At 59.9% G+C, this 23,529-nt stretch carries 20 protein-coding genes and 1 pseudogene; 15 read left to right on the forward strand and 6 right to left on the reverse strand.

Annotated features, from left to right (window positions below; translation table 11 throughout):
* Positions 1–119 precede the first annotated feature (119 nt).
* Positions 120–797, forward strand: coding sequence for a response regulator transcription factor (locus tag C5F70_RS09890; protein ID WP_017846236.1), 678 nt, complete (start codon positions 120–122; stop codon positions 795–797).
* Here C5F70_RS09890 and C5F70_RS09895 read toward each other — a convergent pair.
* Positions 760–1,689 (reverse strand): EAL domain-containing protein, encoded by a 930-nt coding sequence (locus C5F70_RS09895; protein ID WP_104903212.1) that lies wholly within the window; start codon positions 1,687–1,689, stop codon positions 760–762. The genes C5F70_RS09890 and C5F70_RS09895 overlap by 38 nt on opposite strands.
* Before the next feature lie 66 nt (positions 1,690–1,755).
* Positions 1,756–2,430 (reverse strand): response regulator transcription factor, encoded by a 675-nt coding sequence (locus C5F70_RS09900; RefSeq protein WP_026139934.1) that lies wholly within the window; start codon positions 2,428–2,430, stop codon positions 1,756–1,758.
* A gap of 233 nt (positions 2,431–2,663) precedes the next feature.
* Between C5F70_RS09900 and C5F70_RS09905 the strand changes: the two genes are divergently transcribed.
* From C5F70_RS09905 to C5F70_RS09915, 3 genes are all read left to right on the forward strand, one after another.
* Positions 2,664–3,542 (forward strand): hypothetical protein, encoded by an 879-nt coding sequence (locus C5F70_RS09905; RefSeq protein WP_371920068.1) that lies wholly within the window; start codon positions 2,664–2,666, stop codon positions 3,540–3,542.
* A gap of 22 nt (positions 3,543–3,564) precedes the next feature.
* Positions 3,565–4,635, forward strand: a complete 1,071-nt coding sequence (locus tag C5F70_RS09910; RefSeq protein WP_104903214.1) for a linear amide C-N hydrolase — start codon at positions 3,565–3,567, stop codon at positions 4,633–4,635.
* A gap of 168 nt (positions 4,636–4,803) precedes the next feature.
* A complete protein-coding gene (locus tag C5F70_RS09915; protein WP_017846241.1) occupies positions 4,804–6,039 on the forward strand; it encodes a fimbrial protein in 1,236 nt (411 codons plus the stop codon).
* 104 nt (positions 6,040–6,143) lie between these two features.
* Here the strand turns inward: C5F70_RS09915 and C5F70_RS31465 are convergent, their stop codons facing one another.
* Positions 6,144–7,007 (reverse strand): methyl-accepting chemotaxis protein, encoded by an 864-nt coding sequence (locus C5F70_RS31465; RefSeq protein WP_371920069.1) that lies wholly within the window; start codon positions 7,005–7,007, stop codon positions 6,144–6,146.
* Between the two features lie 42 nt (positions 7,008–7,049).
* Positions 7,050–7,766 (reverse strand): annotated as a pseudogene (locus tag C5F70_RS31470) (MCP four helix bundle domain-containing protein); the annotation flags it as partial.
* Between the two features lie 190 nt (positions 7,767–7,956).
* Here C5F70_RS31470 and C5F70_RS09925 point away from each other — a divergent pair.
* Complete coding sequence (locus C5F70_RS09925) at positions 7,957–9,168, forward strand: multidrug effflux MFS transporter (protein WP_104903215.1); 1,212 nt, start codon at positions 7,957–7,959, stop codon at positions 9,166–9,168.
* Positions 9,169–9,211: 43 nt separating this feature from the next.
* On the opposite strand, the gene xerC is transcribed toward C5F70_RS09925, so the two are convergent.
* Both xerC and C5F70_RS09935 read right to left on the reverse strand, forming a co-directional pair.
* A complete protein-coding gene (gene xerC / locus C5F70_RS09930; protein WP_046489493.1) occupies positions 9,212–10,126 on the reverse strand; it encodes a tyrosine recombinase XerC in 915 nt (304 codons plus the stop codon).
* A 108-nt stretch (positions 10,127–10,234) separates the two neighbouring features.
* Positions 10,235–11,047, reverse strand: a complete 813-nt coding sequence (locus C5F70_RS09935; protein ID WP_017846245.1) for a M949_RS01915 family surface polysaccharide biosynthesis protein — start codon at positions 11,045–11,047, stop codon at positions 10,235–10,237.
* Between the two features lie 512 nt (positions 11,048–11,559).
* Between C5F70_RS09935 and arnC the strand changes: the two genes are divergently transcribed.
* The 10 genes from arnC (at position 11,560) to C5F70_RS09985 (ending at position 23,527) form a co-directional block, all read left to right on the forward strand.
* Positions 11,560–12,597 carry an undecaprenyl-phosphate 4-deoxy-4-formamido-L-arabinose transferase gene (arnC, locus tag C5F70_RS09940; RefSeq protein ID WP_046489492.1) on the forward strand — a complete coding sequence of 346 codons (1,038 nt, stop codon included), beginning with the start codon at positions 11,560–11,562 and terminating at the stop codon, positions 12,595–12,597.
* Positions 12,594–14,585 (forward strand): bifunctional UDP-4-amino-4-deoxy-L-arabinose formyltransferase/UDP-glucuronic acid oxidase ArnA, encoded by a 1,992-nt coding sequence (arnA, locus tag C5F70_RS09945; RefSeq protein WP_104903216.1) that lies wholly within the window; start codon positions 12,594–12,596, stop codon positions 14,583–14,585. The genes arnC and arnA overlap by 4 nt, the downstream gene beginning before the upstream one ends.
* Positions 14,585–15,469, forward strand: a complete 885-nt coding sequence (gene arnD / locus C5F70_RS09950) for a 4-deoxy-4-formamido-L-arabinose-phosphoundecaprenol deformylase (RefSeq protein WP_017846248.1) — start codon at positions 14,585–14,587, stop codon at positions 15,467–15,469. Before arnA ends, arnD begins: the two co-directional genes overlap by 1 nt.
* Entirely contained in the window at positions 15,466–17,121 is a 1,656-nt protein-coding gene (arnT, locus tag C5F70_RS09955; protein WP_104903217.1) for a lipid IV(A) 4-amino-4-deoxy-L-arabinosyltransferase, read from the forward strand. Before arnD ends, arnT begins: the two co-directional genes overlap by 4 nt.
* On the forward strand, positions 17,118–17,465 hold the full coding sequence (gene arnE, locus C5F70_RS09960) for a 4-amino-4-deoxy-L-arabinose-phosphoundecaprenol flippase subunit ArnE (protein ID WP_017846250.1): 348 nt from the start codon (positions 17,118–17,120) through the stop codon (positions 17,463–17,465). The genes arnT and arnE overlap by 4 nt, the downstream gene beginning before the upstream one ends.
* Positions 17,462–17,875 carry a 4-amino-4-deoxy-L-arabinose-phosphoundecaprenol flippase subunit ArnF gene (gene arnF, locus C5F70_RS09965; RefSeq protein ID WP_046489489.1) on the forward strand — a complete coding sequence of 138 codons (414 nt, stop codon included), beginning with the start codon at positions 17,462–17,464 and terminating at the stop codon, positions 17,873–17,875. Before arnE ends, arnF begins: the two co-directional genes overlap by 4 nt.
* Positions 17,872–19,251: a UDP-glucose/GDP-mannose dehydrogenase family protein gene (locus C5F70_RS09970; protein ID WP_104903218.1), complete on the forward strand. Its 1,380-nt coding sequence runs from the start codon at positions 17,872–17,874 to the stop codon at positions 19,249–19,251. The genes arnF and C5F70_RS09970 overlap by 4 nt, the downstream gene beginning before the upstream one ends.
* A 15-nt stretch (positions 19,252–19,266) precedes the next feature.
* The gene (locus C5F70_RS09975) at positions 19,267–20,877 is read left to right on the forward strand and encodes a glycosyltransferase family 39 protein (RefSeq protein ID WP_177410552.1); all 1,611 of its coding nucleotides are present in this window, start codon (positions 19,267–19,269) and stop codon (positions 20,875–20,877) included.
* A 188-nt stretch (positions 20,878–21,065) separates the two neighbouring features.
* Entirely contained in the window at positions 21,066–21,776 is a 711-nt protein-coding gene (locus C5F70_RS09980; RefSeq protein WP_017846254.1) for an HPP family protein, read from the forward strand.
* A 233-nt stretch (positions 21,777–22,009) separates the two neighbouring features.
* Positions 22,010–23,527, forward strand: coding sequence for an acyl-CoA dehydrogenase family protein (locus C5F70_RS09985; RefSeq protein ID WP_104903220.1), 1,518 nt, complete (start codon positions 22,010–22,012; stop codon positions 23,525–23,527).
* Positions 23,528–23,529 lie beyond the last annotated feature (2 nt).

A 23,529-nucleotide genomic window follows, 5' to 3' on the forward strand; every position in this document is an offset into this window, starting at 1 on the left:
CCTTAGTGTCTTCCGTCGAAGAACAATCGAGTGCTACCGTGCCTGATTGGCGTTGTTATAAATTCCCGACGATTTGAATCGATTGTTTCTCCACCTTCCATGAGTAAAGTGCGCGCATCATGAAGATCCGTATTCTGCTGGCCGATGATCACCCAGCCCTTTTGTCGGGCATCCAACATGATCTCGCAGCGATTCCGACCCTTGACGTCGTCGGTGTCGCCCGGGACTCTGGCGAACTGGTTGGATTATTGCAGCATCAATCCTGCGATGTCCTGGTCACCGACTACGCGATGCCTGGAGGTGCCTACGGCGACGGGTTGACCTTCATTTCTTATTTGCGCCGTTGTTTTCCCACCTTGAAGATTGTCGTATTCACCACATTGGATAGCCCCGCCATCGTTCAAGAACTGGCCAAGCTCGGGGTGGAATCGGTGCTGGGCAAGGTCAACGAAACCCGTCATCTGATATCGGCCATTCATGCTGTGCATGCAGGCGCTCGTTATTTCCCCTCCGAGATTTCACGGACGGGCTCTGCCGGTCACCATAGGAATGCGGATGAAGGCTTGGATCTGACAAAACGCGAGTTGGAAGTGGTCAGGCTGTACGTCGGCGGTCAGTCGATCAACGAAATTGCGGAACAACTGCACCGCTCAAAACAAACCATCAGCTCGCAAAAAACCAGCGCCATGCGCAAGTTGGGCATAGAGCGCGATGCCGACCTGTTTCGCTTCGCCTACGAAACCGGTATCGCCACGGCATCTACCCCTTCCAGCGAGACAGACGCGTCCCCGGAGTGATCTCTTGCTGGCGCGCCGCAGCCAGCGCATAGGCAATGAAGGCCTCGACTTCCATGGGGGCGCCCAGTCCATAACCTTGCCCCACCCGCCCGCCGAACTCTCGCAGTAAGTGGATCTGTTCGGCGCACTCGACGCCTTCTGCCACCACCTCCATCCCCAGGGTATTACCCAACTCCAGCGCCGCCCGCACCACGGCGCCCGCCGCTGGCTGATACAGCATGCGGCGGACAAAGGAGCGGTCTATCTTGAGCTCGGTGAAAGGCAACTGTGTCAGTCGCTCCAGCGTGGAGGTACCGATGCCGAAGTCATCCATGCTGATCCCGAAGCCTTGAGCGCGCATCCGATGGAGTTCATCGGCGAGGCTTTGCAGATCATCGATTGCCAGGTCTTCAGTGATCTCGATTTTCATCAAGCGCGGCGACACCCGACTTTCGTTCAGGCTGCACTCAAGCTCGCGCAAGAGGCCTGGAATCGACAGCGTCGCCACCGAGGTGTTGACTGAAATCGGGCATGCCGCATCCGCTTCGACCAGCACCCACAATACCGCCTGGATCTGCCTGACCACCTGTTTGAACAGCCCGGGCTCGCCCCCCAGCCGGGTCAAGGCAGGTATGAACAGCGAGGGCGCAATTTCGCCGCGTTGTGGATGGTCCCAGCGGGCCAGGGCTTCAGCGCCGACCAGGGCGCCGGTCAGCAGATCATGCTGGGGTTGCAAGACCACGCGAAAAGCCCGGCCGCCAGTAATGGCATGGATGAGCTCTTGGTCATTCAACCCGGGCTCAAGACTGTTTTTAATAAACATAGAGAAATACCAACTGCAGTAACGCGAGTTAAAAAACCATAAAGCCTTTTGCATAACCAAGAAAAGTTGGCGGGTGGCGACGCGACTCATTATTCAGGTCGTCATATGCTCGAACAATGAGACAAGTATCAAAAACATTCATCATGGTGTTCTTAATTAATCGAGTTTTTCCTCAAAGTAATCATCTGAGCGCATGGTGGTAACTAATCCCATCTCACGGGCGAAGCGAATCAGTTCAACGTCACGCTTGATACCCAGTTTGCGCATGGCGCTGGTTTTTTGCGAACTGATGGTCTGCTTGCTTCGATTGAATTCGCTGGCAATTTCATTGACCGAGCGTCCAGACACATACAACCGAATGACTTCTGCCTCGCGCCTGGATAAACGCCGCGTCGTGCGGGTCTGGGCAAGGTTGAGATCGTTGCCGGGATGGGGTTTCGGCGAAAAATAAGTGGCCCCCGCGTAGAGCGCATGAATGGCAAATATCAGGTGGCTGATATGCTCCGATTTGTTTAATACCGAGTGTACGCCGAGCTTGATCAACTCGGTCAGCATGATCTGGCTGTCGATCATGGTGAACACGATGATCTTCAGGCTCGGGTAGCGCCGGCGCAGAAACGAGAGCATGGTCATCCCATCACCAAACTCACCGCCAGGCATCACATAATCCGTGATCAGGATGTCGCATTGTTCCTTGGCGAGCAGCTCCATTATTTCAGTAGAGTTGTTGGCAGTTCCCACCACCTGCAGCGTATGAATGCTGGACAACTCATGTTGTATACCCGAGATTAATACTGGGTGATCGTCAGCAATAATGAGATTGATTTTCATGATATTCGCAACTAGTTGATGGTTAGGCCCAATCGTTATCAGAGGACTAATATAGTGGCCTGCCACCTTGCAGACTCTCGTACCCGTCTGCTTTTTTAGTGCAAACAAATAAGACTGGAACGAATGCAAGTCCGTCTATCTTCTGGCGCTAGTAAATTCACGATAAAGTTCAGGCTCGCTTCATATCTTTCTCTTGTTAATCTCGCAAACCACCGGAAAACCTTGGTTTGGCGATGACTTTGCGGAGCGAACCCATTGTGCAAAAGTGGAAAAATCCGGCCATGACATTCAAGTGCGCTAAAACAAAAATGATCTATATCCTGATTGCCATCAGTTGTTTTTCCATGCAATGGCAACAGGCCCAGGCGGCTGACTCGAGCGCCGCATCCGCACATGGCGATGCGCCCTGGCGCGTGCTTGTCAGCCCATTTGCGTGGGCACCTTCGATGTCCGGCCAGGCGACGCTCGGCGGTGTAAGCACCCACGTCGACGTGCCGTTTTCTGAAACCTTGAACAACTTGCGCTCGGTCTTCATGGGTAATCTCGACGTCACCAACCGCAGCCTCGGCTTCTATGTCGATGGAGTCCATGCCGATACTCATGAGTCCCACCGGGTGTTGGGTCAGAAGGCTGGACTCAACATCACGCAGACCACCATCGCGGCGGGGGTCTATTACCTCGCCCATGAGCAAGCGCTCGGCGGCACGACGATTTTCGGCGACCCGCGCGCCTGGCGCGTGGAACCGACTGCCGGGGTACGTTGGACCCGCCTGGCGAGCAAACTGGAGATCGACAGCATCGGCTTTGCCACCCGCAAGAAAGCGCAATGGAGCGATCCGTTCGTGGGCGTGCGGATGCTGACGGATCTTGATGAACGTTGGACGGCCTCCGGCGAAGTGGACGTCGGCGGCTTCGATACCGCGACGAAGAGCAGTTACAGCGCCCAGGGGTATTTGGGGTATCGGACCCACTTGTTCCAATACCCAACTACGCTGCGAGCGGGCTATCGAGTGTTATCACAGAAATATCAAACTCACGATTTCACCGGTAATACGTTCAAGTACGACGTTACCCAGCGCGGCCCGGCAATCGGCCTGTCCGTGCGTTTCTGATCAGCAGTTGAGGAGTCATACAATGAAGGGAGCACAGTTGCGTAAACCCATCACCCGCGCGCTAGCCCTTGGCCTGGCAGGATTCATGCTGTGTCTGCCGGTGGCCCAGGCCTGCACGCGACTGACCTACCTGGGGGATAACCAGACGGTGATCACCGCGCGCTCCATGGACTGGAAAACCGATGTAGCGACCAACCTGTGGATCTTTCCCCAGGGTATGCAGCGTAATGGCGAAGTGGGCGCAGGTTCGATCAAGTGGACTTCGCGTTATGGGAGCGTGATTGCTTCGGGTTATGACATCGCCACCACCGACGGGGTCAACGAGGCCGGTTTGGTCGCCAACCTGCTGTGGCTGGTGGAGTCGGAATACCCAACGGCCAAAAGCACTAAGCCCGGTCTGAGCATCGCCGCCTGGGCGCAATACGTGCTGGACAACTACGCCACTGTGGCTGAAGCCGTGGAGGCGCTGAAGAAAGAACCGTTCACCCTGGTGACGTCCAAGGTTCCCGGGGACACTCGCCTGGCGACCCTGCATCTGTCCCTGTCCGATGCGTCAGGCGACAGCGCAATCATCGAGTACATCAAGGGAAAACCGGTGATTCACCATGGTCGGGAGTTCCAGGTCATGACCAACTCACCGACCTTTGATCAACAGCTGGCCCTCAATGCCTATTGGAAATCCATCGGCGGGACAGTCATGTTGCCGGGCACCAACCGCGCGGCCGACCGCTTCGCCCGGGCGTCCTTTTATGTCAACGCGATCCCCAGGAACGAGAACCCGCAGGTGTCGCTGGCCAGTGTATTCAGCGTGATCAGGAACGTTTCGGTGCCCTACGGCATCTCCACGCCAGGGGAGCCGAACATCTCCTCCACCCGCTGGCGTTCGGTGGTGGATCATCAACGCAAGTTGTATTTCTTCGAATCGGCCCTGACGCCCAATACCTTCTGGGTCGATTTGAAAAAGATCGATTTTTCCCCCGGCACGGGCAACGTCATGAAACTGGACCTGGGCAAGGATCAGTCGAATATCTTTTCCGGCGAAGTGTCGCGCGAGTTCAAAGTGACACCTCCGTTCAAGTTCGAAGGGGGTTAATCCCATCGTGCAGGACCTGGCTTGCCAGCGTTTTTAATACTTGTCCGATATACAGCGGCTAGATGCACTTTTAAACTAACTTTAACTTGCGTTCTCGCGTGGAGGTTTTCAGCCAAACTATATTTAGTCCATACCACGCATATCAGGCCAATTTCAGAGGGCATTTTGATGAAATATTCAGAGCCTAGACTAGCCAACCTTTTGAACTCTTGGGGTGTCCGTCTAGCTAAGTTGTGCAGTGCAGTCACGTTGATTCTGGGTGCGCTCTGGGTTTCCCCGGTATACGCGGAGATAGGCTCTTGTTCCGCATCGAGCTTTCAAGCGTCGGGGGGCTGGGATATCAAGCAGCCGGCGACATTTGGCAATGGTACGGTATTAGCTTCCATCACCATGAAATTGCCAATCACCTTGACGAATATCCGCGGCGGCGGAAACAGCACCACCGGTGCGGACTCCGTGTATTCATGGGGGATACAGACAAACGCCGGGGGCAGCTACCCGAATTACGACACAAGTACCAATTCGGTGCCACTTTCCACCACGTCCGGTATCGGCGGCAGGATGACGATAACCTCACTGACGTCCAACATACTCACGAGAGTAATTAGTTATACGCCAGTCATACTTGCCCCCAATACGCTCGACGTCGCCTACGCCTATCTGCCAACCTCTAACAATTTCATTCGCTATAACGGCAGCGTCACCTATTATGCGCAGTATGAACTGGTCATCGTCGACGCGGCCAAATATGCCGCCAATGATACGACAACCACACTTCTGTCGCAGTACATGGCCGCCCAGCGCGGGCCACAACTTCTTGTGGGCATGTATGTTTACCCGGACTCGACGGGGACACAGAGCACAATCAATTGTTTTAGAGGTTCCAACTACGCGTTGAACTTGCCTCAGTTGCAATCGGCACTGCCCAAGGACCTGCCCACCTGCAAGTTCAGCGCCGGTGAACTGAATCAGACGGTCAAACTCAACTCCGCCACACAGTCGCAGATTGCCTCGCAAGGCAGTACGCGCAGCGCGGGCACGGTGGGCGAAATGGCGTTTTCGATCACAGCCTCGGCTTGCGGCAAAGGCGCGGTTTATTCCACCTATTTCACCGATGCGCTTCACACCGGTAGCCAGCAGAACTATCTGCAGCCAAGTGCAGGCAATAAAGTGGGGGTACGCCTCTACCACAGTAACGAGACAGCCCCGATCACATTCGGCCCTACGCCAACGGGCAGTACGCTGCCTTCGCAGGCACCGATTCAATATGGCAATTCCTCGGCTGCTGCGGGGGCCTCATATACCATGCCCTTTACAGCACAGTATGTGCGGATGCCGGGTGTCGATACCGCACCCGCCGGAGCGGTCACTGCAATGGCGACTGTCACGATCGTATATCCCTAGCCGCCAGCCGACCAAACAGCCAAACCTCATCCCTCAGCCATCACGAATTGCCGATGGCTGCTGGCGTTAGGATTGAGTCGAGTTGTCTAAATCAGCGGTGATGCTCAGAGCCGAAATCGATCCACCGACTGCGACAATTTCCCCGCCAACGCAGACAACTCGTCCGTCGTCGAGGCCGTCGTGCCGATCACCTGGCTGTTGCGCTGCGACATGCTGGCAATCATCTCCACTTGATGGGCAATTTCGTTACTGGCCAGGCTTTGCTCGCTGATGGTGCGGGAGATGTCGTTGACCAACTCGGTGGTGTTGAGGGTGGCCTGGAGAATCTCGCGGATGGCGCGCTCGACTTCGGCGGTCACGGCCATGCCCTTGTCCACTTGTGTGACGCCCTCCTCCATGCTGGTCACCGCTTCGCGGGTGTTTTGCTGGATACGGCCGACCATGCTGGCAATTTCCTGGGTCGAGGCGCTGGTGCGTCCGGCCAGGCTGCGCACTTCATCGGCGACTACCGCAAAACCGCGCCCCTGTTCACCGGCGCGGGCGGCTTCGATCGCGGCATTCAGGGCCAGCAGATTGGTTTGATCCGCAATGCCCTTGATGACCTGGATAATGCTGAAGATTGCCTCGGACTCCTTGTCCAGCGTGCGGATGACGTGAGCCGACTGCTGCGCTGAACGGGCAATGCCGGCCATGTCACTGACCACTTGGTGGATCACCCGACCGCCGTCCTTGGCCAAGGCTTCTGCCTGGTTGGCCATGTTCAGTGCGCGCGCCGCATGTTGGGTGATTTCCTCGATACTGGCGGTCATTTCACTGGCCGCCGCCGCCATGGTGCTGGCGGCGCTACTTTGCTGCTGACTGCTGCCCGCCACCTCATGGCAACCCTGGCTCAGTTGCTCGCTCATGCCATTGACGCCATGGGCATTGCTGCGCACCACTTCGATCATGCCGCGCAGGTCCCGCTGCATGGTGCCGAGGCTGCGTATCAGCGCGCTGGCCTCGTCCTTGCGCTGGGGCTCGACAATCGGTTCGCTCAAATTGCCACGGGCGATGCTGTCGGCGATGCGGCTTGCGGCCTGCAACGGCCCCATGATGCTCCGCGAAACCCAGCGGCCCTGCGCCAGGAGCAGCAGCAGGCTCGCAATCAACACCACGCCCAAGGTGAAGTTGGCGTTGCTGATGGTTTGTCGGGTACCGATGCTGGTTTGCTGCGTATTGTTTTCGATCAGCTCGCTGAGGCTCGCCATCTGACCTTCCAACTGGCTGAAGGCTGTATTGAAGGTCTCCAGTTCGCCGCGAGCGGCCTCCGGGTTGTCCAGCGCGAGTGCCGTAATGCGTTCAGCAGCGCTGATATAGGTATCCAGGCTGGGTTTGATTTTTTCCAGGCTGGTCTTGAGCGTGTCGCCCAGCGGCAGCTTGAGGTTGTCCTCCAGCACCTGGCGAAAGTGCTCGGCATGCTCCTTGAGCGAGTTGCCGACCTCGGCCTTGGTGCTGGTGCTTTTACCCAACCCGACCAACATCGCCGACAACACATCGGCGCGCAGGGCGTCGTGCATCATGTCGGCTTCCATGTGGTTGCGCAGCACCGTCATGCTGATCTCGTTATCCTGCACGGCATCGGCCATCCGGACGTTTCCCAGGTAACCGGCCAGGCTCATGATCAAAGCTGTGAGCAACCCGGTCGCAATCAATAGCCACAAGCGTAATTTGATCGTCATGCTGGTCATCCCCGTAGCCTGGACAGCCGGTTGGGAACCCAACCGCTAGAGCGTCACTGATACTGTTATCGGCATAGGCTCCCTGTTATTGAAGCTCAATTGCGCAGATCTGCGCAGATAAACTCAAAGCCTTGCCCGCCTTGTTTGCGCGGGGGCGGTTCTTTAAGCTGACCGACCTTTGCTTCACCCGGAACTGCCCATGCCTAAACGTATCGCCCGCCTTGCTTTGCTGCTAGGTCTGATCACGGCCGTCGGCCCCTTCGCCATCGATATCTACCTGCCGGCGCTGCCGACCCTGGGCGCCAGCCTGCAGGCCTCGCCGGCAGCGGTGCAGATGAGCCTCACGGTGTTCTTCATGATCATCGGCGTCTGCCAGCTGTTTTATGGCCCGATCAGCGATGTGTTCGGGCGCAAGCCGCCGATCTATGCCGGGTTGGTGATCTTCGCCGTGGGCAGTATCGGCTGCGCCCTGGCGCCGAGCATCGAAGTGCTGATTGGTTTTCGCGCCGTGCAGGCGTTCGGCGCATGCGCGGGGATGGTGATTCCCCGGGCTATTGTGCGTGACCTGTATACCGGCCATGAAGCGGCACGCCTGATGGCTTTGCTGATGTTGGTGATGAGTGTGTCGCCGATCCTCGCGCCATTGGCCGGTAGCCTGGTGATTGCGCTCTGGAGTTGGCGCGAGGTGTTTGCCGTGCTGGCGGTGGTGGCCGTGTTGTGCCTGGGCATGACCATCGTGCAATTGCCTGAAACCCACCCCGCCGAGCGCCGACTGGGCAAGACCCTGGGGCATGCATTCAGCAGTTATGGGGCGTTGTTGCGCGACCCGGTGTTCATCGGTTTATCGGTGGTGTGCGGGTTCGGCCTGGCGACGTTCTTTGTGTTTATCGGCAGCGCGCCGTTCGTGTACATCGAGTACTTCGGGTTGACCCCGACCCAATTCAGCCTGTGCTTTGCGCTGAACGCGGCGTCATTTTTTGCCATGAGCCAGCTCACCGCCCGCCTGAGCGCACGCTTCGGGCTGGCACCGCTGATTCGCTGGTCGGTGGTGGGTGTGGCGGCGGTCATGGTGGTGTTGGCCGCCACCACGCTGTGGGGCAGTCACCTGGCCTTGATGATGACACTGCTGTTTATCGGTTTCGGCTTTCTCGGTTTGCTGTTACCGGCGGCCGGTGTGTTGTCCCTGGAGGATCATGGCGCGGTGGCGGGTTCCGCGTCGGCACTGCTCGGCGCGATCCAGATGATCACGGCCGCGGTCTCCATGACCCTGGTGGGAATCTTCGCCGATCACACCCCCGCGCCGATGTTGGTTGGCATCGCCTTGTGTGCGGTCGCGGCGATGCTCGCCACGTTGTGGACCTTGCGCCGTTTACCGGCGCACCTGCTGCCCGGCGCCCCGCCTTCCTCCTGAACCATGCCCGAGGATGGAACGCGGCGGCCGCGCTCGCCGGCGGCTACAGGTCAAACCGATCCACCGCGCGCCGGCGCTCATTGTCGTCGCGCATGTCATAGCTGGCGGTGGTCTGGATATTGGTGTGGTGCGCAAGTTTTTGTGCAATCGACAGGTCATGTTCCTCGATCACCCGCGTGATGAAAGACCGCCGGAAATCATGGGGCATGATCGTCACCCCGACTTGCTGACCGCGCTGGCGGGCGATGTAGTAAATCGCATGCTTGGTGATGCGTTCGCGGGTGATGTGGCTGCCCCGGCGGATGCGGTTGAACAGGAACGCATCGTCTGGCTCGCCTTCCTTGAGCTGTTCGCGCCGGAATTCGAGCCAGGCCTGTAATTTGGCGAAGGCCCAGCCCGGCGCGTACTTGATCAGTTCCTTGTTGCCCTTGCCGATCACGCGCAGGCTGCGCTCGCCAAAGTTGATCTGCGCCAGGTCGAGGTTGACCGACTCCGACTTGCGCATGCCTGAGCCATACAAGATGCTGATCACTGCAGCATCGCGCAGGCCCTGGGGGCGCGGATCGGCAGCGCACACATCCATCATTTCGCGGATCAACGTGCGACGCAGGTTGCGCCCCTGGCTCAGGCGTGTGCCGGGCGCAGCCTTGACCGTGCGGATTTTCAGCAGGTGTTCCTGGCTGATCAGGCTCATGCGCCAGGCTTCGTTCATGACCCCGCGCACAGCGTTGACATACAGCGATGAGGTATTGGGCGCGTAGCCGTCCTCGCGCAAGGCCGCAACCAGCGCGATCACCTGTTCGGGTTGCAGCAGGTGCCAGTCGATCTCCTCAAGGTTGATGTCCTCGAAGCCCAGGCGGTCGGCGGCATCCTGCAGCACGTAACGCATGGTCAGTTGGCTGGAGGGCGCCAGGCGGGTGAGGTAGAGGGTCAGAGGGTTGCGGATAGACTCAGTCAAGGTAGATCAGCCTTTGGATTAAATACCTCGAGTAACCAATTGTTTATTCGAGGTATTTATTAAATTGGCGACGGCCGAGTCTAACGCACGATCGGCCCTGGCGCCAAATCACGGGGCGCTCTCTTCGTCCTCGGTCGGCTCCTGGGACGGGGTCTGCGCCTGGCCCCATTCAGCATCCTGTTTCTGCATCAGCGCGAACCAGTGCTGACGCATGAACGTCAGGTAGGCCTCCGGCGCCTTGGCAAAGTCTTTCTCGTCGCTGTAGCAGCCCGGCAAAGGCAACTCGGTGCCCTGCTCCTTGTACTGGCTGACCAACGCCTGTTGCCCGGCGACGCTGCAATCCCTGGGCAGCGGCATGCCACGCAGTGCCCCAGCCTCTTCGTCCCACCAGGCGGCGCCGACCCGGTCGACCCCGCGCAGGCGGTACTTCTGCGCCTTGCCGACATGCATGATCAGTTTGAATTCATTGGGGCTGACATCACTGGTGCAGGTGCGCGTGTAACCCACCGTAGCCTGGGTGGTGCCGTCGCCGGCTAGGTCGGTGACTTTGGTCGCCGCCATGTCGAAGCGAAGCGCGGCATCGAATTCACAGTGCTGCACGTCGTCGTAGAGCATCCACATGCGCTTGGGGCGGTCACCGTCGATCAGATACTGGGCCGCGTAGACAAACGCCGACTGGGTGCCGTCATCCTCGCGTTCGCTGATTTGCTCGGCCAACACCAGCAGGTTCTTGCCCTGGCGGTCGTCCCAGGTGTAGGCGGCAACTTCCTTGCCGCGCACTTCAACCCCTTCCGGCAGTTGGACCACCGTGGTCAGCGCCACTGCGTCATCGGCGCATGCGGTGGTGACGCAGGCTGCGCTCATCAACAATCCCATCAACACCGGCCGCCATTGGCCGCCTAAACGCTGCACGCTATTCATCCGAGTACCCTGGCAAGAGATGGCTTACTTTACCGGCACTTGAGGCGCAATGCAGAGAAGATTCTTCAATAAACACACGTAGCAGACACTGCCGCCACGCACCACGCAGATCCGCGCCTACTCAGTGGAGCCCGGCGCCATGTAAAACGTTCCTATTACGCTAAATAAACAACGCCCTCAGTGCCTTAGTTGTGTAGCTGAACCCTAGCTGTCTACCTGTCAAATAAACGAGTTTTTCATACGGCTTTCATATTCGTTGAACATTTTTACGCTTAATCTTGGCCGCAGGACTTGAGAACGAACCGCACTGTGCCGAGTAACTTGTTGATTCGTCTTTATCTTTGTAATTTTTGATCTTTACTCTCGGCGGCACATGGAAGATCTCAATAACCCATCAGGATGGTCGGATGAACACACCAACTCCACAGCAGGTTCAACCAGACACCCGCCTTTTCGGCCAGTGACTGTTGTCTTTACGCTCCAAGTTGCTCAAACCCCGAGGTCATGAATCTTTGAAACCCTACCCTATTCATTGTGTGTCGATCGTCATCCCGGTCTACAACGAACAAGAAAGCCTGCCTGAATTGCTGCGTCGCACGACGGCAGCCTGCAAGCAACTGGCCTACGAATACGAAATCATCCTGGTGGATGACGGTAGCCGCGACAAATCCGCCCAATTGCTCGAAGACGCCGCCGCCGAAGACGGCAGCAATGTGGTCGCGGTGATCCTCAATCGCAACTATGGCCAGCATGCGGCGATCATGGCAGGTTTCGAGCAGTGCCGGGGCGAAGTGGTGATTACCCTCGACGCCGACCTGCAGAACCCCCCGGAAGAAATCCCGCGCCTGGTGGAACAAGCCGCGCTGGGCTACGACGTGGTTGCCACCGTGCGCAACAACCGCCAGGACTCGGCCTTCCGCCGCTGGCCGTCGCGCCTGATCAACCTGGCCGTGCAGCGTTCGACCGGCGTTGCCATGAGTGACTACGGCTGCATGCTGCGCGCGTACCGCCGCACCATCGTCGACGCCATGCTCGCCTGCCGCGAACGCAGCACGTTTATTCCGATCCTGGCCAACGGTTTTGCCCGTCACACGACTGAAATCCTCGTACACCATGCTGAGCGCGAACACGGCGAATCCAAATACAGCGCCATGCGCCTGATCAGCCTGATGTTCGACCTGCTGACCTGCATGACCACCACCCCGCTGCGCCTGCTGTCCATCGTCGGCTTCAGCCTGGCGGGCCTGGGCGTGCTGTTCGCCGTTGCGCTGATCGTCCTGCGCCTGGCCTTCGGCGCCCAATGGGCCGGCGGCGGCACGTTCGTGCTGTTCGCGGTGCTGTTCGTGTTCACCGGCGGCCAGTTCATCGGCATGGGCCTCTTGGGTGAATACCTGGGCCGCATGTACAGCGATGTGCGCGCCCGCCCCCGGTTCTTTATTGAAAAAGTGCTGCGCAACCAACCGGCAGCACCGGCACCCGTGGTCGTCGTTGACGGCATGGTGTCCTCCCATACCACCACTACTTCCCCTTCCGATCAGGTTTCGTCATGAATTCAAAAGCTGTTGTCTTCGCTTACCACGATATTGGCTGTGCTGGCATTGAAGCCCTGCTGACTGCCGGTTACGACATTGCTGCCGTGTTCACCCATGCCGATGACCCCAAGGAAAACAATTTCTACGGTTCCGTCGCGCAACTGTGCGCCCGCAAAGGCATCCCGGTGCATGCACCGGAAGACGCCAACCACCCGCTGTGGATCGAGCGCATCGCCAAGCTCAACCCGGATTTCATCTTCTCCTTCTACTACCGCAACCTGCTGAGCGAACCCCTGCTGGCCACCGCCCGCAAAGGCGCGTTCAACCTGCACGGCTCGCTGCTGCCGAAATACCGTGGCCGCGCGCCCGCCAACTGGGTGCTGGTCAAAGGCGAGACCGAAACCGGCGTGACCCTGCACCGCATGGTCAAGCGTGCCGATGCCGGCGCGATCCTGGCCCAGCAGAAAGTCGCGATCGAGCGTTCCGACACCGGCCTGACCCTGCACGCCAAACTGCGTGACGCCGCCAGCAGCCTGCTGCGCGACGCCTTGCCGCAACTGGCTGCGGGCAAACTGGCGGAAACCGCCCAGGACGAAAGCAAGGCCACTTATTTCGGCCGCCGCACTCCAGCGGATGGCAAGTTGGAATGGCAAAAACCGGCTGAAGAACTGTTCAACCTGGTACGCGCCGTGACGCAACCGTACCCGGGCGCTTTCTGCGCCGTTGGCGAGCACAAGCTGATCGTGTGGCAAGCCGAAGTGGTCCAGGGCAACGAAGGCCTGGCGCCTGGCCGCGTGATCAGCGTCAACCCGCTGCGCATCGCGTGCGGTGAAGACTCGCTGGTGATCAAGTTCGGTCAGCGCAACGACAACGGTCTGTACCTGGCCGGCCCGTCCCTGGCCAACGAATTGGGCCTGGTAGACGGTTCCGTCCTGCGCGGCGCCGAGTCCGGCCGCAAGCCACGTCGCACCCGTGTGCTGATCCTGGGCGTGAACGGCTTTATCGGTAACCACCTGTCCGAACGCCTGCTGCGTGACGACCGTTACGAAGTCTACGGCCTGGACATCGGCTCCGACGCCATCGAGCGCCTGCGCAGCCACCCGAACTTCCATTACGTGGAAGGCGATATCAGCATTCACACCGAGTGGATCGAGTACCACATCAAGAAGTGCGACGTGGTCCTGCCGTTGGTGGCCATCGCTACCCCGATCGAATACACCCGCAACCCGCTGCGTGTGTTTGAGTTGGACTTCGAAGAGAACCTCAAGCTGGTGCGCTACTGCGTCAAGTACAACAAGCGCGTGATCTTCCCGTCGACTTCTGAAGTCTATGGCATGTGCCAGGACCAGTACTTCGACGAAGACACCTCCAACCTGGTGGTCGGCCCGGTCAACAAGCAACGCTGGATCTACTCGGTCTCCAAGCAACTGCTGGACCGCGTGATCTGGGCCTACGGCGCCAAGGGCCTGAAGTTCACCCTGTTCCGTCCATTCAACTGGATGGGCCCGCGTCTGGACCGCCTGGACTCGGCACGTATCGGCAGCTCCCGTGCGATCACCCAGTTGATCCTGAACCTGGTGGAAGGTACGCCGATCCGCCTGTTCGACGGTGGCGAGCAGAAACGCTGCTTCACCGACATCGCCGACGGCATCGAAGCCCTGGCGCGCATCATCGATAACGACAACGATGCGTGCAACGGCCAGATCATCAACATTGGCAACCCGGAAAACGAAGCAAGCATCCGCCAGTTGGGCGAAGAACTGCTGCGTCAGTTCGAAGCTCACCCGCTGCGCGGCAACTTCCCGCCGTTCGCCGGTTTCCGCGACGTGGAAAGCAAGGCGTTCTACGGCACCGGTTACCAGGACGTGGCCCACCGCAAACCAAGCATCGAAAACGCCAAGCGCCTGCTGAACTGGGAGCCGACCGTGGAGATGAGCGAAACCATCGGCAACACCCTGGATTTCTTCCTGCGTGAAGCCATGCTCGAAATCGCGGACAAGCGCTGATGCAGGCAGGTCTTCGCATTGATGTCGACACCTACCGCGGCACCCGCGAAGGCGTGCCACGGTTGCTCGAGTCCCTGGATGAAGCCGGGGTAAAAGCGACGTTCTTCTTCAGTGTCGGGCCGGACAATATGGGGCGCCACTTGTGGCGCCTGATCCGCCCGCAATTTCTGTGGAAGATGCTGCGTTCCAACGCCGCCGGCCTGTATGGCTGGGATATCTTGCTCGCCGGCACCGCCTGGCCGGGCAAGCCGATCGGCCGCGACCTGGGGCACTTGATGCGCCAGGCCAAGGCCGCCGGGCATGAAGTCGGCCTGCACGCCTGGGATCACCATGGCTGGCAGGCCAACGCCGGACGTTGGAGCGACGCACAGTTGATCGAGCAGGTCCGACGCGGTGTGGACACCTTGAGCGACATCCTCGGTGAACGTATCGACTGTTCAGCGGCCGCCGGTTGGCGCGCCGATGAACGCGTGGTGCAAGCCAAGCAAGCCTTCAACTTTCGCTACAACAGCGATTGCCGGGGCACCAGCCTGTTTCGTCCGACCCTGGCCGATGGCAGCGCGGGCACCCCACAGATTCCGGTAGACCTGCCGACCTTCGACGAAGTCGTCGGGCCGGTGGTGGCTGCCAAGGATTTCAACGGGTTCATTCTCGACCGCTTCGCAGAGTCGAAGCTGAACGTCTACACGATCCACGCAGAAGTAGAAGGGATTCTGATGTCCAACGATTTTCGCCAGTTGCTCGCCCAGGCAGGGCAGCGCGGCATCCATTTCAAACCGCTGGGCGATCTGCTCCCGGCGGACGTCTCCACCCTGCCCCAGCAACAACTGGTGCGCGGCGCCCTGAGCGGCCGTGAGGGTTGGCTCGGAGTGCAGCAGGCATGATCCGCCGTTGGGCGCTGCCCCTGCTGCTGTTGGCATTCGGCGCATTTTATCTGTTACCCCTGGCCACCCATGGCCTGTGGATTCCGGATGAAACCCGCTATGCACAGATCAGCCAGGAAATGCTGCTGACCGGCAAATGGGCGTCGCCGCACTTTATGGGCATTCGTTATTTCGAAAAACCGGCTGCCGGTTACTGGATGATCGCGCTGGGCCAGGCGCTCTTCGGGCAAAACCTGTTCGGCGTGCGCTTTGCGTCGGCCTTGAGTACCGGGCTCAGCATTCTACTGGTGTACTGGGTGTCGCGCCGGTTGTGGAATGACCCGCACAAGAGCCTGGTCAGCACAGTACTGTACATGAGCTTTTTCAGCGTCGTGGCGCTGGGCGGTTATGCCAACCTGGACCCGCAGTTCACCTTCTGGGTCAACCTGACCGGTGTGGCGCTGTGGTTTTGCTTCGACAGCACCACCCGCAACGGTCGCGTCGGGTCCTGGGCGCTGCTTGGGGTTGCCTGTGGCATGGGTTTCATGACCAAAGGCTTCCTCGCCTGGCTGCTGCCGGTGCTGATCGCCCTGCCCTACGCGATCTGGCAGAAGCGCTTGCGCGAGCTGCTCGGTTACGGCCTGGTCGCCGTCGCTGTGGCGATTGTCATCAGCCTGCCCTGGGCGCTTGCGGTGCAGAGCCAGGAGCCGGATTTCTGGAACTTCTTCTTTTGGCATGAGCATATCCAACGCTTTGCCGGCGCAGACGCGCAGCACGCCGAGCCATTCTGGTACTACCTGCCGCTGCTGGTCGCATTCAGCCTGCCGTGGGTGGCGCTGTTGCCGTCCACCGTCAAGCAGGCCTGGCAGCAGAAGCGCGCGCCCGGCACCGCATTCCTGCTGTTGTGGCTGCTGATGCCGCTGGCACTGTTCAGCCTGGCCAAAGGCAAGCTGCCGTCCTACATCATGCCGTGCCTGCTGCCGCTGGCGTTGCTCATGGGTAACGCGCTCACCGACAAACTGGCCCAGGCCCGTGACCGTGCCTTGCGCATCAACGGCTGGCTGAACCTGATCCTCGGTGTCGTGGCCTTGCTCGCGCTGACGTGGTTCCAACTGAAAAAACCGCTGTACGAACACGGCCAGGAAACCCTCAGCCTGGTGCTGGTATTCACCGGTCTGTTCGGCTGGATCATCGCCAACCTGCTGCAGGTTGCACGCCCATTGAAACTGTGGGCCGCACCGGCGCTGGGCAGTTGGTTGCTGCTGGCATTGGCCCCGGCCGCACTGCCCCATTCGGTGGTGTACAACAAGACACCGGATCAATTCATCATCGACCACCTGCAGGAACTGCAACCGACATCCGCCCTGCTCAGCAATGACCTCGGCGCGGCGTCGGCCTTGGCCTGGCGCCTGCAACGCGCTGATGTCACCCTCTACAACACCATCGGCGAAGTGAAATACGGCCTCGCCTACCCGGACGCCGCGCAGCGCAAGGTTGACATGACCCAGGTCCAGCAATGGATGAACGAGGCCCGCCGGCAAGGCTCCGTAGGTGTGGTGATGCGCGTCAAGGGTGACGAGGAGATCGCCGAAGTGAACCTGCTGCCCCCGGATGGCAAGCGCTATGAGCAAGGCAATATCGTGATCCTGATTTTCCCGCAGGTTGCGCCATGATCACCCTGTTCCTGTTATTGGCCGCCTGCCTGCTCACTTGCATGGGCCAGGTCGCTCAGAAGTTCGCCGTGGAAAGCTGGCGCGACCAGCCTGACGGTTGGGCCCTGAAACTGCGCTCTGCCTGGTTGTGGGCCGCGCTGTTGTGCCTGGGTTTTGGCCTGTTGGTCTGGCTGCTGGTGCTGCAGCGCCTCGAAGTCGGGATTGCCTACCCGATGCTCAGCCTCAATTTCGTCTTGGTCACGTTAATGGCGCGCTTCGTATTCAAGGAGCACATCGACACCCGGCATTGGCTGGGTGTGGCGCTGGTGATTGCCGGCGTCGTGCTGCTGGGGCGCCAGGTATGAGCCGGGCTCGCGGGTTTGCCTTCGCCCTAGGCAGTGTCGGTCTGGTCAGCGCCGCCCAGTTGGGGATGCGCTGGAGCATGACGCGCCTGCCCCTGCCGGACGAATGGCTCGGCGCATTCAGCAGCAACGCCATCGACCTGGGCGCCCTCGGCGTGGTGAGCCTGGCAATCCTCGCTTATGCGCTGTCGATGCTGTGCTGGCTCTGTGCGCTCAAGGATTTGCCCCTGGGCCGCGCCTATTCGCTGCTCAGCATCAGCTACGCGCTGGTCTACCTGTTGGCCGCCAGCCTGCCGGTGTTCAACGAACATTTTTCGCTTTCAAAAACCCTGGGGGTGGCCTTGGTCATCCTCGGTGTACTGGTTATTAACTCTCGTCGTGCTAGCACAGCAAGCCCCAGGAATGCCCCATGAAAATCAGTGTATTTGGTAGTGGTTACGTCGGTCTGGTACAGGCCACTGTATTGGCCGAAGTCGGTCACGATGTCATCTGCATGGACGTTGATCAACACAAGGTCAGGCAATTGCAGCAGGGCCATGTGAGCATTTTCGAGCCAGGGTTGGCGGCGATGGTCAAGGAGAACCTTGAAAGCGGACGATTGAGCTTCACCTTCGATGAAAAGCTCGCTGTCGAACATGGCGAAGTGCTGTTTATCGCGGTGGGTACGCCGTCGGATGAAGACGGTTCGGCGGACTTGAAATACGTGCTGTCGGTCGGCGATGCGGTTGCCCGCCATCGCATCGAACCGGTGATCCTGGTGGAAAAATCCACTGTACCCGTCGGCACCGGCGACACCTTACGCGCCCATATTGAAAAGACCCTGCACGGGACCGGCCGGCACCTGGAGTTCGATATCGTCTCCAACCCGGAATTTCTCAAGGAAGGTTCGGCGGTTGCCGACTGCCGCCGCCCGGACCGCATCATCATCGGCTGCGAGCGTGAAGCAGTGCGCGAAGTCATGCGCGACCTGTACGCGCCCTTCAACCGCAACCACGATCGCATCATCTTCATGGACCTGCGCAGCGCCGAACTGACCAAGTACGCCGCCAACTGCATGCTGGCCACCAAGATCAGCTTCATCAACCAGATCGCCGAGCTGGCCGAACACCTAGGGGCGGACATCGAAGCGATACGCCTGGGCATCGGCGCCGACTCGCGCATCGGCTATCACTTCATCTACCCAGGCTGCGGCTACGGCGGCTCGTGCTTCCCCAAGGACATGCGCGCGCTGATCCACAGCGCCAAGCAGGCCCATTGCTCGAGCGACCTGCTCGAAGCCGTCGAAGCGATCAACCAGCGCCAGAAGAGCAAGCTGTTTGAGCGCATCAACGCCTTCTTCAAGGGCGACCTGCGCGGCAAGACCTTCGCCCTGTGGGGCCTGGCCTTCAAGCCCAACACCGACGACATGCGCGATGCCCCGAGCCGCGTGTTGATGGAAGCGCTGTGGGCAGCCGGCGCCAATGTGCGCGCGTTTGACCCCGAAGCCATGCAGGAAACCCAGCGGATCTACGGCGACGACCCACGGCTGATGCTGATGGGCACTCCGGAATCCACCCTGAGCGGCGCCGATGCGTTGATCGTCTGCACAGAATGGCAGCAGTTCAAGGCACCGGACTTCGACCTGATCCACCAACGCCTGAACACTCCGGTGATCTTCGATGGGCGCAACCTGTACGACAGCGAGCGCCTGGCGCGCAAAGGCTTCCAGTACTTCCCGATGGGCCGTGGCGACTCCTGCCAGTTGCCGATTCCCCAGCAACAGTGGGTGCCGCAAGCAGGGGAAGCCTGACAAGTGAACGATCAAATGCCCCAGCTGATGAACGCAGCGATCCGGCGCCAGTCGCTGGGGTTGGCGCTGCTGGCGTTGCTGTTATTTATCGCCGGTAACTGGCACCAGGCAATCATCGGGTTTGACTCGCGCTTCGTGGTATTCGCCCAGGAAATGCTGCGCCATGGGCCGAGCTTCTTCCCCACGACCTACGGGCAACCGTATGCCGATTACCTGGCGACCTCGACGCTGATGACGTGGCTGCTGTCCTTGCCCCTGGGCCAGGTCAACAGCTTCACGGCCTGGTTGCCGACGTCCATCGCTTCGGCGCTGATCGTCATGCTGGTGTATCGCCTGACGGCGCCCTACTCCCAGCGTTGGGGCCTGCTGAGTGTTGCGCTGCTGTTGCTCAGCAGCACGTTTATCAGCGAAACCCGCGCTGTGTCGCTGGACCAGATGCTCGCGGCCGTGGCCCTGACGGTGTTCTACCTGGGTTATGCACATGATCACTTCGGTGCAGCCAAGCGCCTGCATTGGCTGTACCTGCTGTTGATCGTGGGTTTTGCGATCCGTGGGCCGATTGGCCTGGTGATTCCCACAGGCGTGCTGTGCAGCTACTTCCTGATCAACCGCCAATGGCGCCAACTGTTCAGCTTCGGCCTGTTGGCTCTGGCACTGCTGGGGGCGTGCGTCGGCCTGCTGTTGCTGCTGGCCAAGCTCAGTGGCGGCGAAGCGTTCATGCAGGACGTGATCCGCATGCAGTTCCTCGGGCGGATGGATGGCAGTGAAGGCTCCAGCGGTGCGTTGTATTACTTCAGCAGTTCCCTGGGCAACTACGCGCTGGCTTACCCGCTGGCGTTGCTGGTGCTGCTGGCGATAGCGCTGGGCGGCCGACGCGCACCTGATCCGGCGTTGCAGTTGGTGCTGTACTGCGCCGCGGCGGGCTTGCTGGTGATGCTCGGCTTGTCGGTGCCCCAGGCGAAGAAAGCGCGTTACGTGCTGCCGATGCTGCCGATGGCGGCCATTATTGCGGCGTATCCGTTTCAAGTCGCCCACGGCCGGTTGTTCGGCTGGCTGCGCGGCTTGATGCTGAGCCTGTGGACCGTGTTGCCTGCGTTGCTGATCGCCGGGCTCTGGATGGCGCGCCCGCGTTACCCGGAGCAGTTGGCGCACATCGGCTGGGTGTTGGGCGTGCTTGGCGTGCTTCAAGTGCTGGCGTTGGTGGCAGTGTTCCAGGCACGCCTGCGCATGCTGGCGCCGGCGCTGACCGCCGTGCTGGCGGTATGGACCACCTATATTTGGGTGGTCGAGCCACTGGAGCGTAGCCTCTATGACACGCGTACCTTCAGCCTGCAAGTCCAGGCCCAGGTCAACCAGCAACCGGCGCCCGTCGTGCTGCATGCGCTGGGCAAAGATGCCAAAGCCATCAAGTTCATCGTCAACCTCGATTGCGACCGAGTGCCGTTGTTCACACAGCAGCCCGCCGACCTGGCGACGTTGCAAGGCCCGGCGTGGCTGGTCATGAGCCAGGACGACTTCGAAGCGTTGCAAGACCCGCGATTGCGCTCGATCACACCGACGCTCACCGGCACGTTCGACAAGAATCCCTACGTGCTGCTGCACTTGGACAAACCCCTCCAACCTTGACCGCGCCGGCGGCAGCCGGCCAGTTGAGTCCATTATTTTTGTATTTAACCTGCATTAATATGCATTGGCGACCTTGCATCGCGCTCGGCACACTACGCAGGTTCCTCCCCCAAATGCAGGAACTTTCAAGGGCTTTTCCGGGAAACCAGACAAGCCTTTTTTTTGCCCGCTGTTTATGGAAGTTGTCGATGCTCGCTCGCTGGTTACCCGCCGCCATCAATACCCGCCCTGCCGAATGGAGCCGTGCCGCGATCGGCATGGCCTTGGGCACTCTGCTCAGCGTATGGGTCTGCGCCCAAGTGTTTGGCATGGAGGTCGCCCTGCACCTGCTTGGCCCGCTGGGCGCGTCGGCCGTGCTGCTGTTTGCCGTTTCATCCGGCGCCCTGGCCCAGCCGTGGTCGATCATCGGCAGCTACCTGTGTGCGGCCGTGGTCGCGCTGTTGGTCGCGCGGGTCCTGGGGCGCACCTTGGGCAGCGCCTGCCTGGCAGCAGGCATGACCGTGATCCTGATCTGCTGGCTGCGCTGCCTGCACCCACCCGCGGGAGGCCTGGCGATGACGCTGGTACTGGCCGATCCGGCCTCGGCGGCGCTCGGCTGGCAGGAACTGCCGGTGGTGATGCTCGGCGCCGGAGCGCTATTGACCTGCGCACTGGCCTACAACAATGCCACCCGCACGCGCTATCCCAAAGGTGCGAGCGAGTCGCCGACAGCGATCTTTAAGGATGCCAGGGCCGCGCGCGACCCGGCGATTACCGCCGCCGACCTGAAGCTGGCATTGGCCGAGATGGAACAGTTCTACGATGTGGAACCCAATGAACTGGAACAGTTGATCCACGCCGCAGAAACCCACGCGCGCCGCCGCAGTATCGGTGAGGTGCTGGCAAGCCGTGTCAATTGAGCCCGTGTATGGCGCACGACGAGTGGCGTGTCCACAGAGTTGCGACGCAGTACACGGCGGCTAAAGTTCTAACTATGTCAGTGGTTCACTTGAGGTCTGGAACGCCGTAACCCAGTAGCGAAGACACGCAGAGTCTGGCTGAGGGTTACGGCATGAACGAATGTCTGCAACACCTGCTTCGCACCCCGTTATTTGCTGCTCGAGAACGTCACCACCTCCCCCTCAGGGCCTACATGGACCTGACCATCAGGCGTATGCACGCCATTTTCAATGCCGGGGTGATCAACAATGACATGTGGCTCGGCCAACCGGACGAATCACATTTCAGGGCGCTGTGCGAACAGATCGGCGTGATCGGTGCCTACGATTACGCACTGTATTCCTCGCTGGTCGACCATATGATTGCCGCCAACGCCTTACTGACCCAGGGCAGCCCGGAGCAAGTGGCGCGCTACCGCGATGAAGTCATTCAGATGCGCGCTGTGTATGCCTTTGGCTGCACTGAAATCGCCAGCGGCACCGACGTGCGTAACCTCAAGACAACCGTTACCTACGATCCTGCCCGGCACTGCCTGGTGCTCGACTCACCGTGCGCCGGCGCCTGTAAATACTGGATCGGCAACAGTTTGTATGCCGCCCAGGTGGCGATGGTACTCGCGCGATTGCAGGTCAATGGGGAAGACCAGGGGCACCACTGGTTTCGCGTGGTGATTCGCGACACAGAGAACGGCCCGTTGCGCCCGGGTGTCAAGGTCATGGCTTGCGACCCCAAGGGCGGCATTCACGCCAATCAGGTCGGCGGTTTGCGCTTTTGCCAGATGCAGCTGGACACCGACGCCTTGTTGCAACGCCACGCCAGGTTTACCCGCAACGGCCAGTTCGTCAGCGACCTGCCCAAAAACGAACGCTTTATCAATGCACTGGAGACATTCCTCCAGGAGCGCCTGCTGTTGATGGCCGCCTCGCGCCTTGGTGCGGGATTGAGCGCGCACCTGGCCTATCAATTCGCCCGCCACCGCCTGACACAGGCCGGCCCGCTACTGGGCAACCCGCTGTTTCGCCAGCGGCTGTACAACGTCCAGCTCAAGGCATTGGCCCTCAAGTATCTTGAGCAAGCCATCCTCGCACGCTTCGAAGCGCAATGGCCGCAGACCGAACGGCGCAAAGACCTGCACATTCTCGCGGCATTAAGCAAATGCATCGGCACCTGGATGGGCCTGGAAGTGATCGCCCAGTGCCGTGAGTTGTGTGGTTCACAAGGGTTTCACCACTACAACCAGATCGTCACCCTGCGCATGGACTTCGAGATCAGCCCGACATTCGCCGGGGACAACAGCGTGATGGCCTACCAAGTGATCAAGGATGCGCTGTCCCGTCCGCGATTTGACCGGGTTGCGCCCTGTAACCCGGGCCAGGCAATCGAGCGGAGCATTGTCCGGCAGTGCCGGGACGCCGGTGATTTTTCCCACCCGCAAGCGGTGGGGCTGACTTACGCCCGCGCCCTCGATCTGATCATTCAGGCGCTCGAAGGCCAGCCGCTCGAACCGGGCCTGCTGCGCGACTTGATCGCAGTGTTTGTCGCCTATTTGCACCGCTGGGGCCTCGCTCACGATGACGAACCGTGCGCCAGCATTGCGCGCATTGCCTGGCTCGGCGATTGGCTGAAGCCGCCTGACGAACTGGTCGACGCGCCTATCGCGAAAGCCGACTACATCCAGCAGTTCACCCGCGCATTGTATGAGGATCAATAACC

This window comes from Pseudomonas sp. LH1G9, assembly GCF_002949975.1.
Lineage (GTDB): Bacteria > Pseudomonadota > Gammaproteobacteria > Pseudomonadales > Pseudomonadaceae > Aquipseudomonas > Aquipseudomonas veronii.

Coding starts and splice junctions, on each gene's coding strand:
- arnE (WP_017846250.1), top strand. CDS start 17,118: ATGATCACCCTGTTCCTGTTATTGGCCGCCTGCCTGCTCACTTGCATG.
- C5F70_RS09970 (WP_104903218.1), top strand. CDS start 17,872: ATGAAAATCAGTGTATTTGGTAGTGGTTACGTCGGTCTGGTACAGGCC.
- C5F70_RS31465 (WP_371920069.1), bottom strand. CDS start 7,007: ATGCAGCGGGACCTGCGCGGCATGATCGAAGTGGTGCGCAGCAATGCC.
- C5F70_RS09895 (WP_104903212.1), bottom strand. CDS start 1,689: ATGAGTCGCGTCGCCACCCGCCAACTTTTCTTGGTTATGCAAAAGGCT.
- C5F70_RS09980 (WP_017846254.1), top strand. CDS start 21,066: ATGCTCGCTCGCTGGTTACCCGCCGCCATCAATACCCGCCCTGCCGAA.
- C5F70_RS09975 (WP_177410552.1), top strand. CDS start 19,267: ATGCCCCAGCTGATGAACGCAGCGATCCGGCGCCAGTCGCTGGGGTTG.
- arnT (WP_104903217.1), top strand. CDS start 15,466: ATGATCCGCCGTTGGGCGCTGCCCCTGCTGCTGTTGGCATTCGGCGCA.
- arnA (WP_104903216.1), top strand. CDS start 12,594: ATGAATTCAAAAGCTGTTGTCTTCGCTTACCACGATATTGGCTGTGCT.
- C5F70_RS09915 (WP_017846241.1), top strand. CDS start 4,804: ATGAAATATTCAGAGCCTAGACTAGCCAACCTTTTGAACTCTTGGGGT.
- C5F70_RS09985 (WP_104903220.1), top strand. CDS start 22,010: ATGGACCTGACCATCAGGCGTATGCACGCCATTTTCAATGCCGGGGTG.
- C5F70_RS09900 (WP_026139934.1), bottom strand. CDS start 2,430: ATGAAAATCAATCTCATTATTGCTGACGATCACCCAGTATTAATCTCG.
- C5F70_RS09925 (WP_104903215.1), top strand. CDS start 7,957: ATGCCTAAACGTATCGCCCGCCTTGCTTTGCTGCTAGGTCTGATCACG.
- arnF (WP_046489489.1), top strand. CDS start 17,462: ATGAGCCGGGCTCGCGGGTTTGCCTTCGCCCTAGGCAGTGTCGGTCTG.
- C5F70_RS09890 (WP_017846236.1), top strand. CDS start 120: ATGAAGATCCGTATTCTGCTGGCCGATGATCACCCAGCCCTTTTGTCG.
- C5F70_RS09905 (WP_371920068.1), top strand. CDS start 2,664: ATGACTTTGCGGAGCGAACCCATTGTGCAAAAGTGGAAAAATCCGGCC.
- arnD (WP_017846248.1), top strand. CDS start 14,585: ATGCAGGCAGGTCTTCGCATTGATGTCGACACCTACCGCGGCACCCGC.
- C5F70_RS09910 (WP_104903214.1), top strand. CDS start 3,565: ATGAAGGGAGCACAGTTGCGTAAACCCATCACCCGCGCGCTAGCCCTT.
- C5F70_RS09935 (WP_017846245.1), bottom strand. CDS start 11,047: ATGAATAGCGTGCAGCGTTTAGGCGGCCAATGGCGGCCGGTGTTGATG.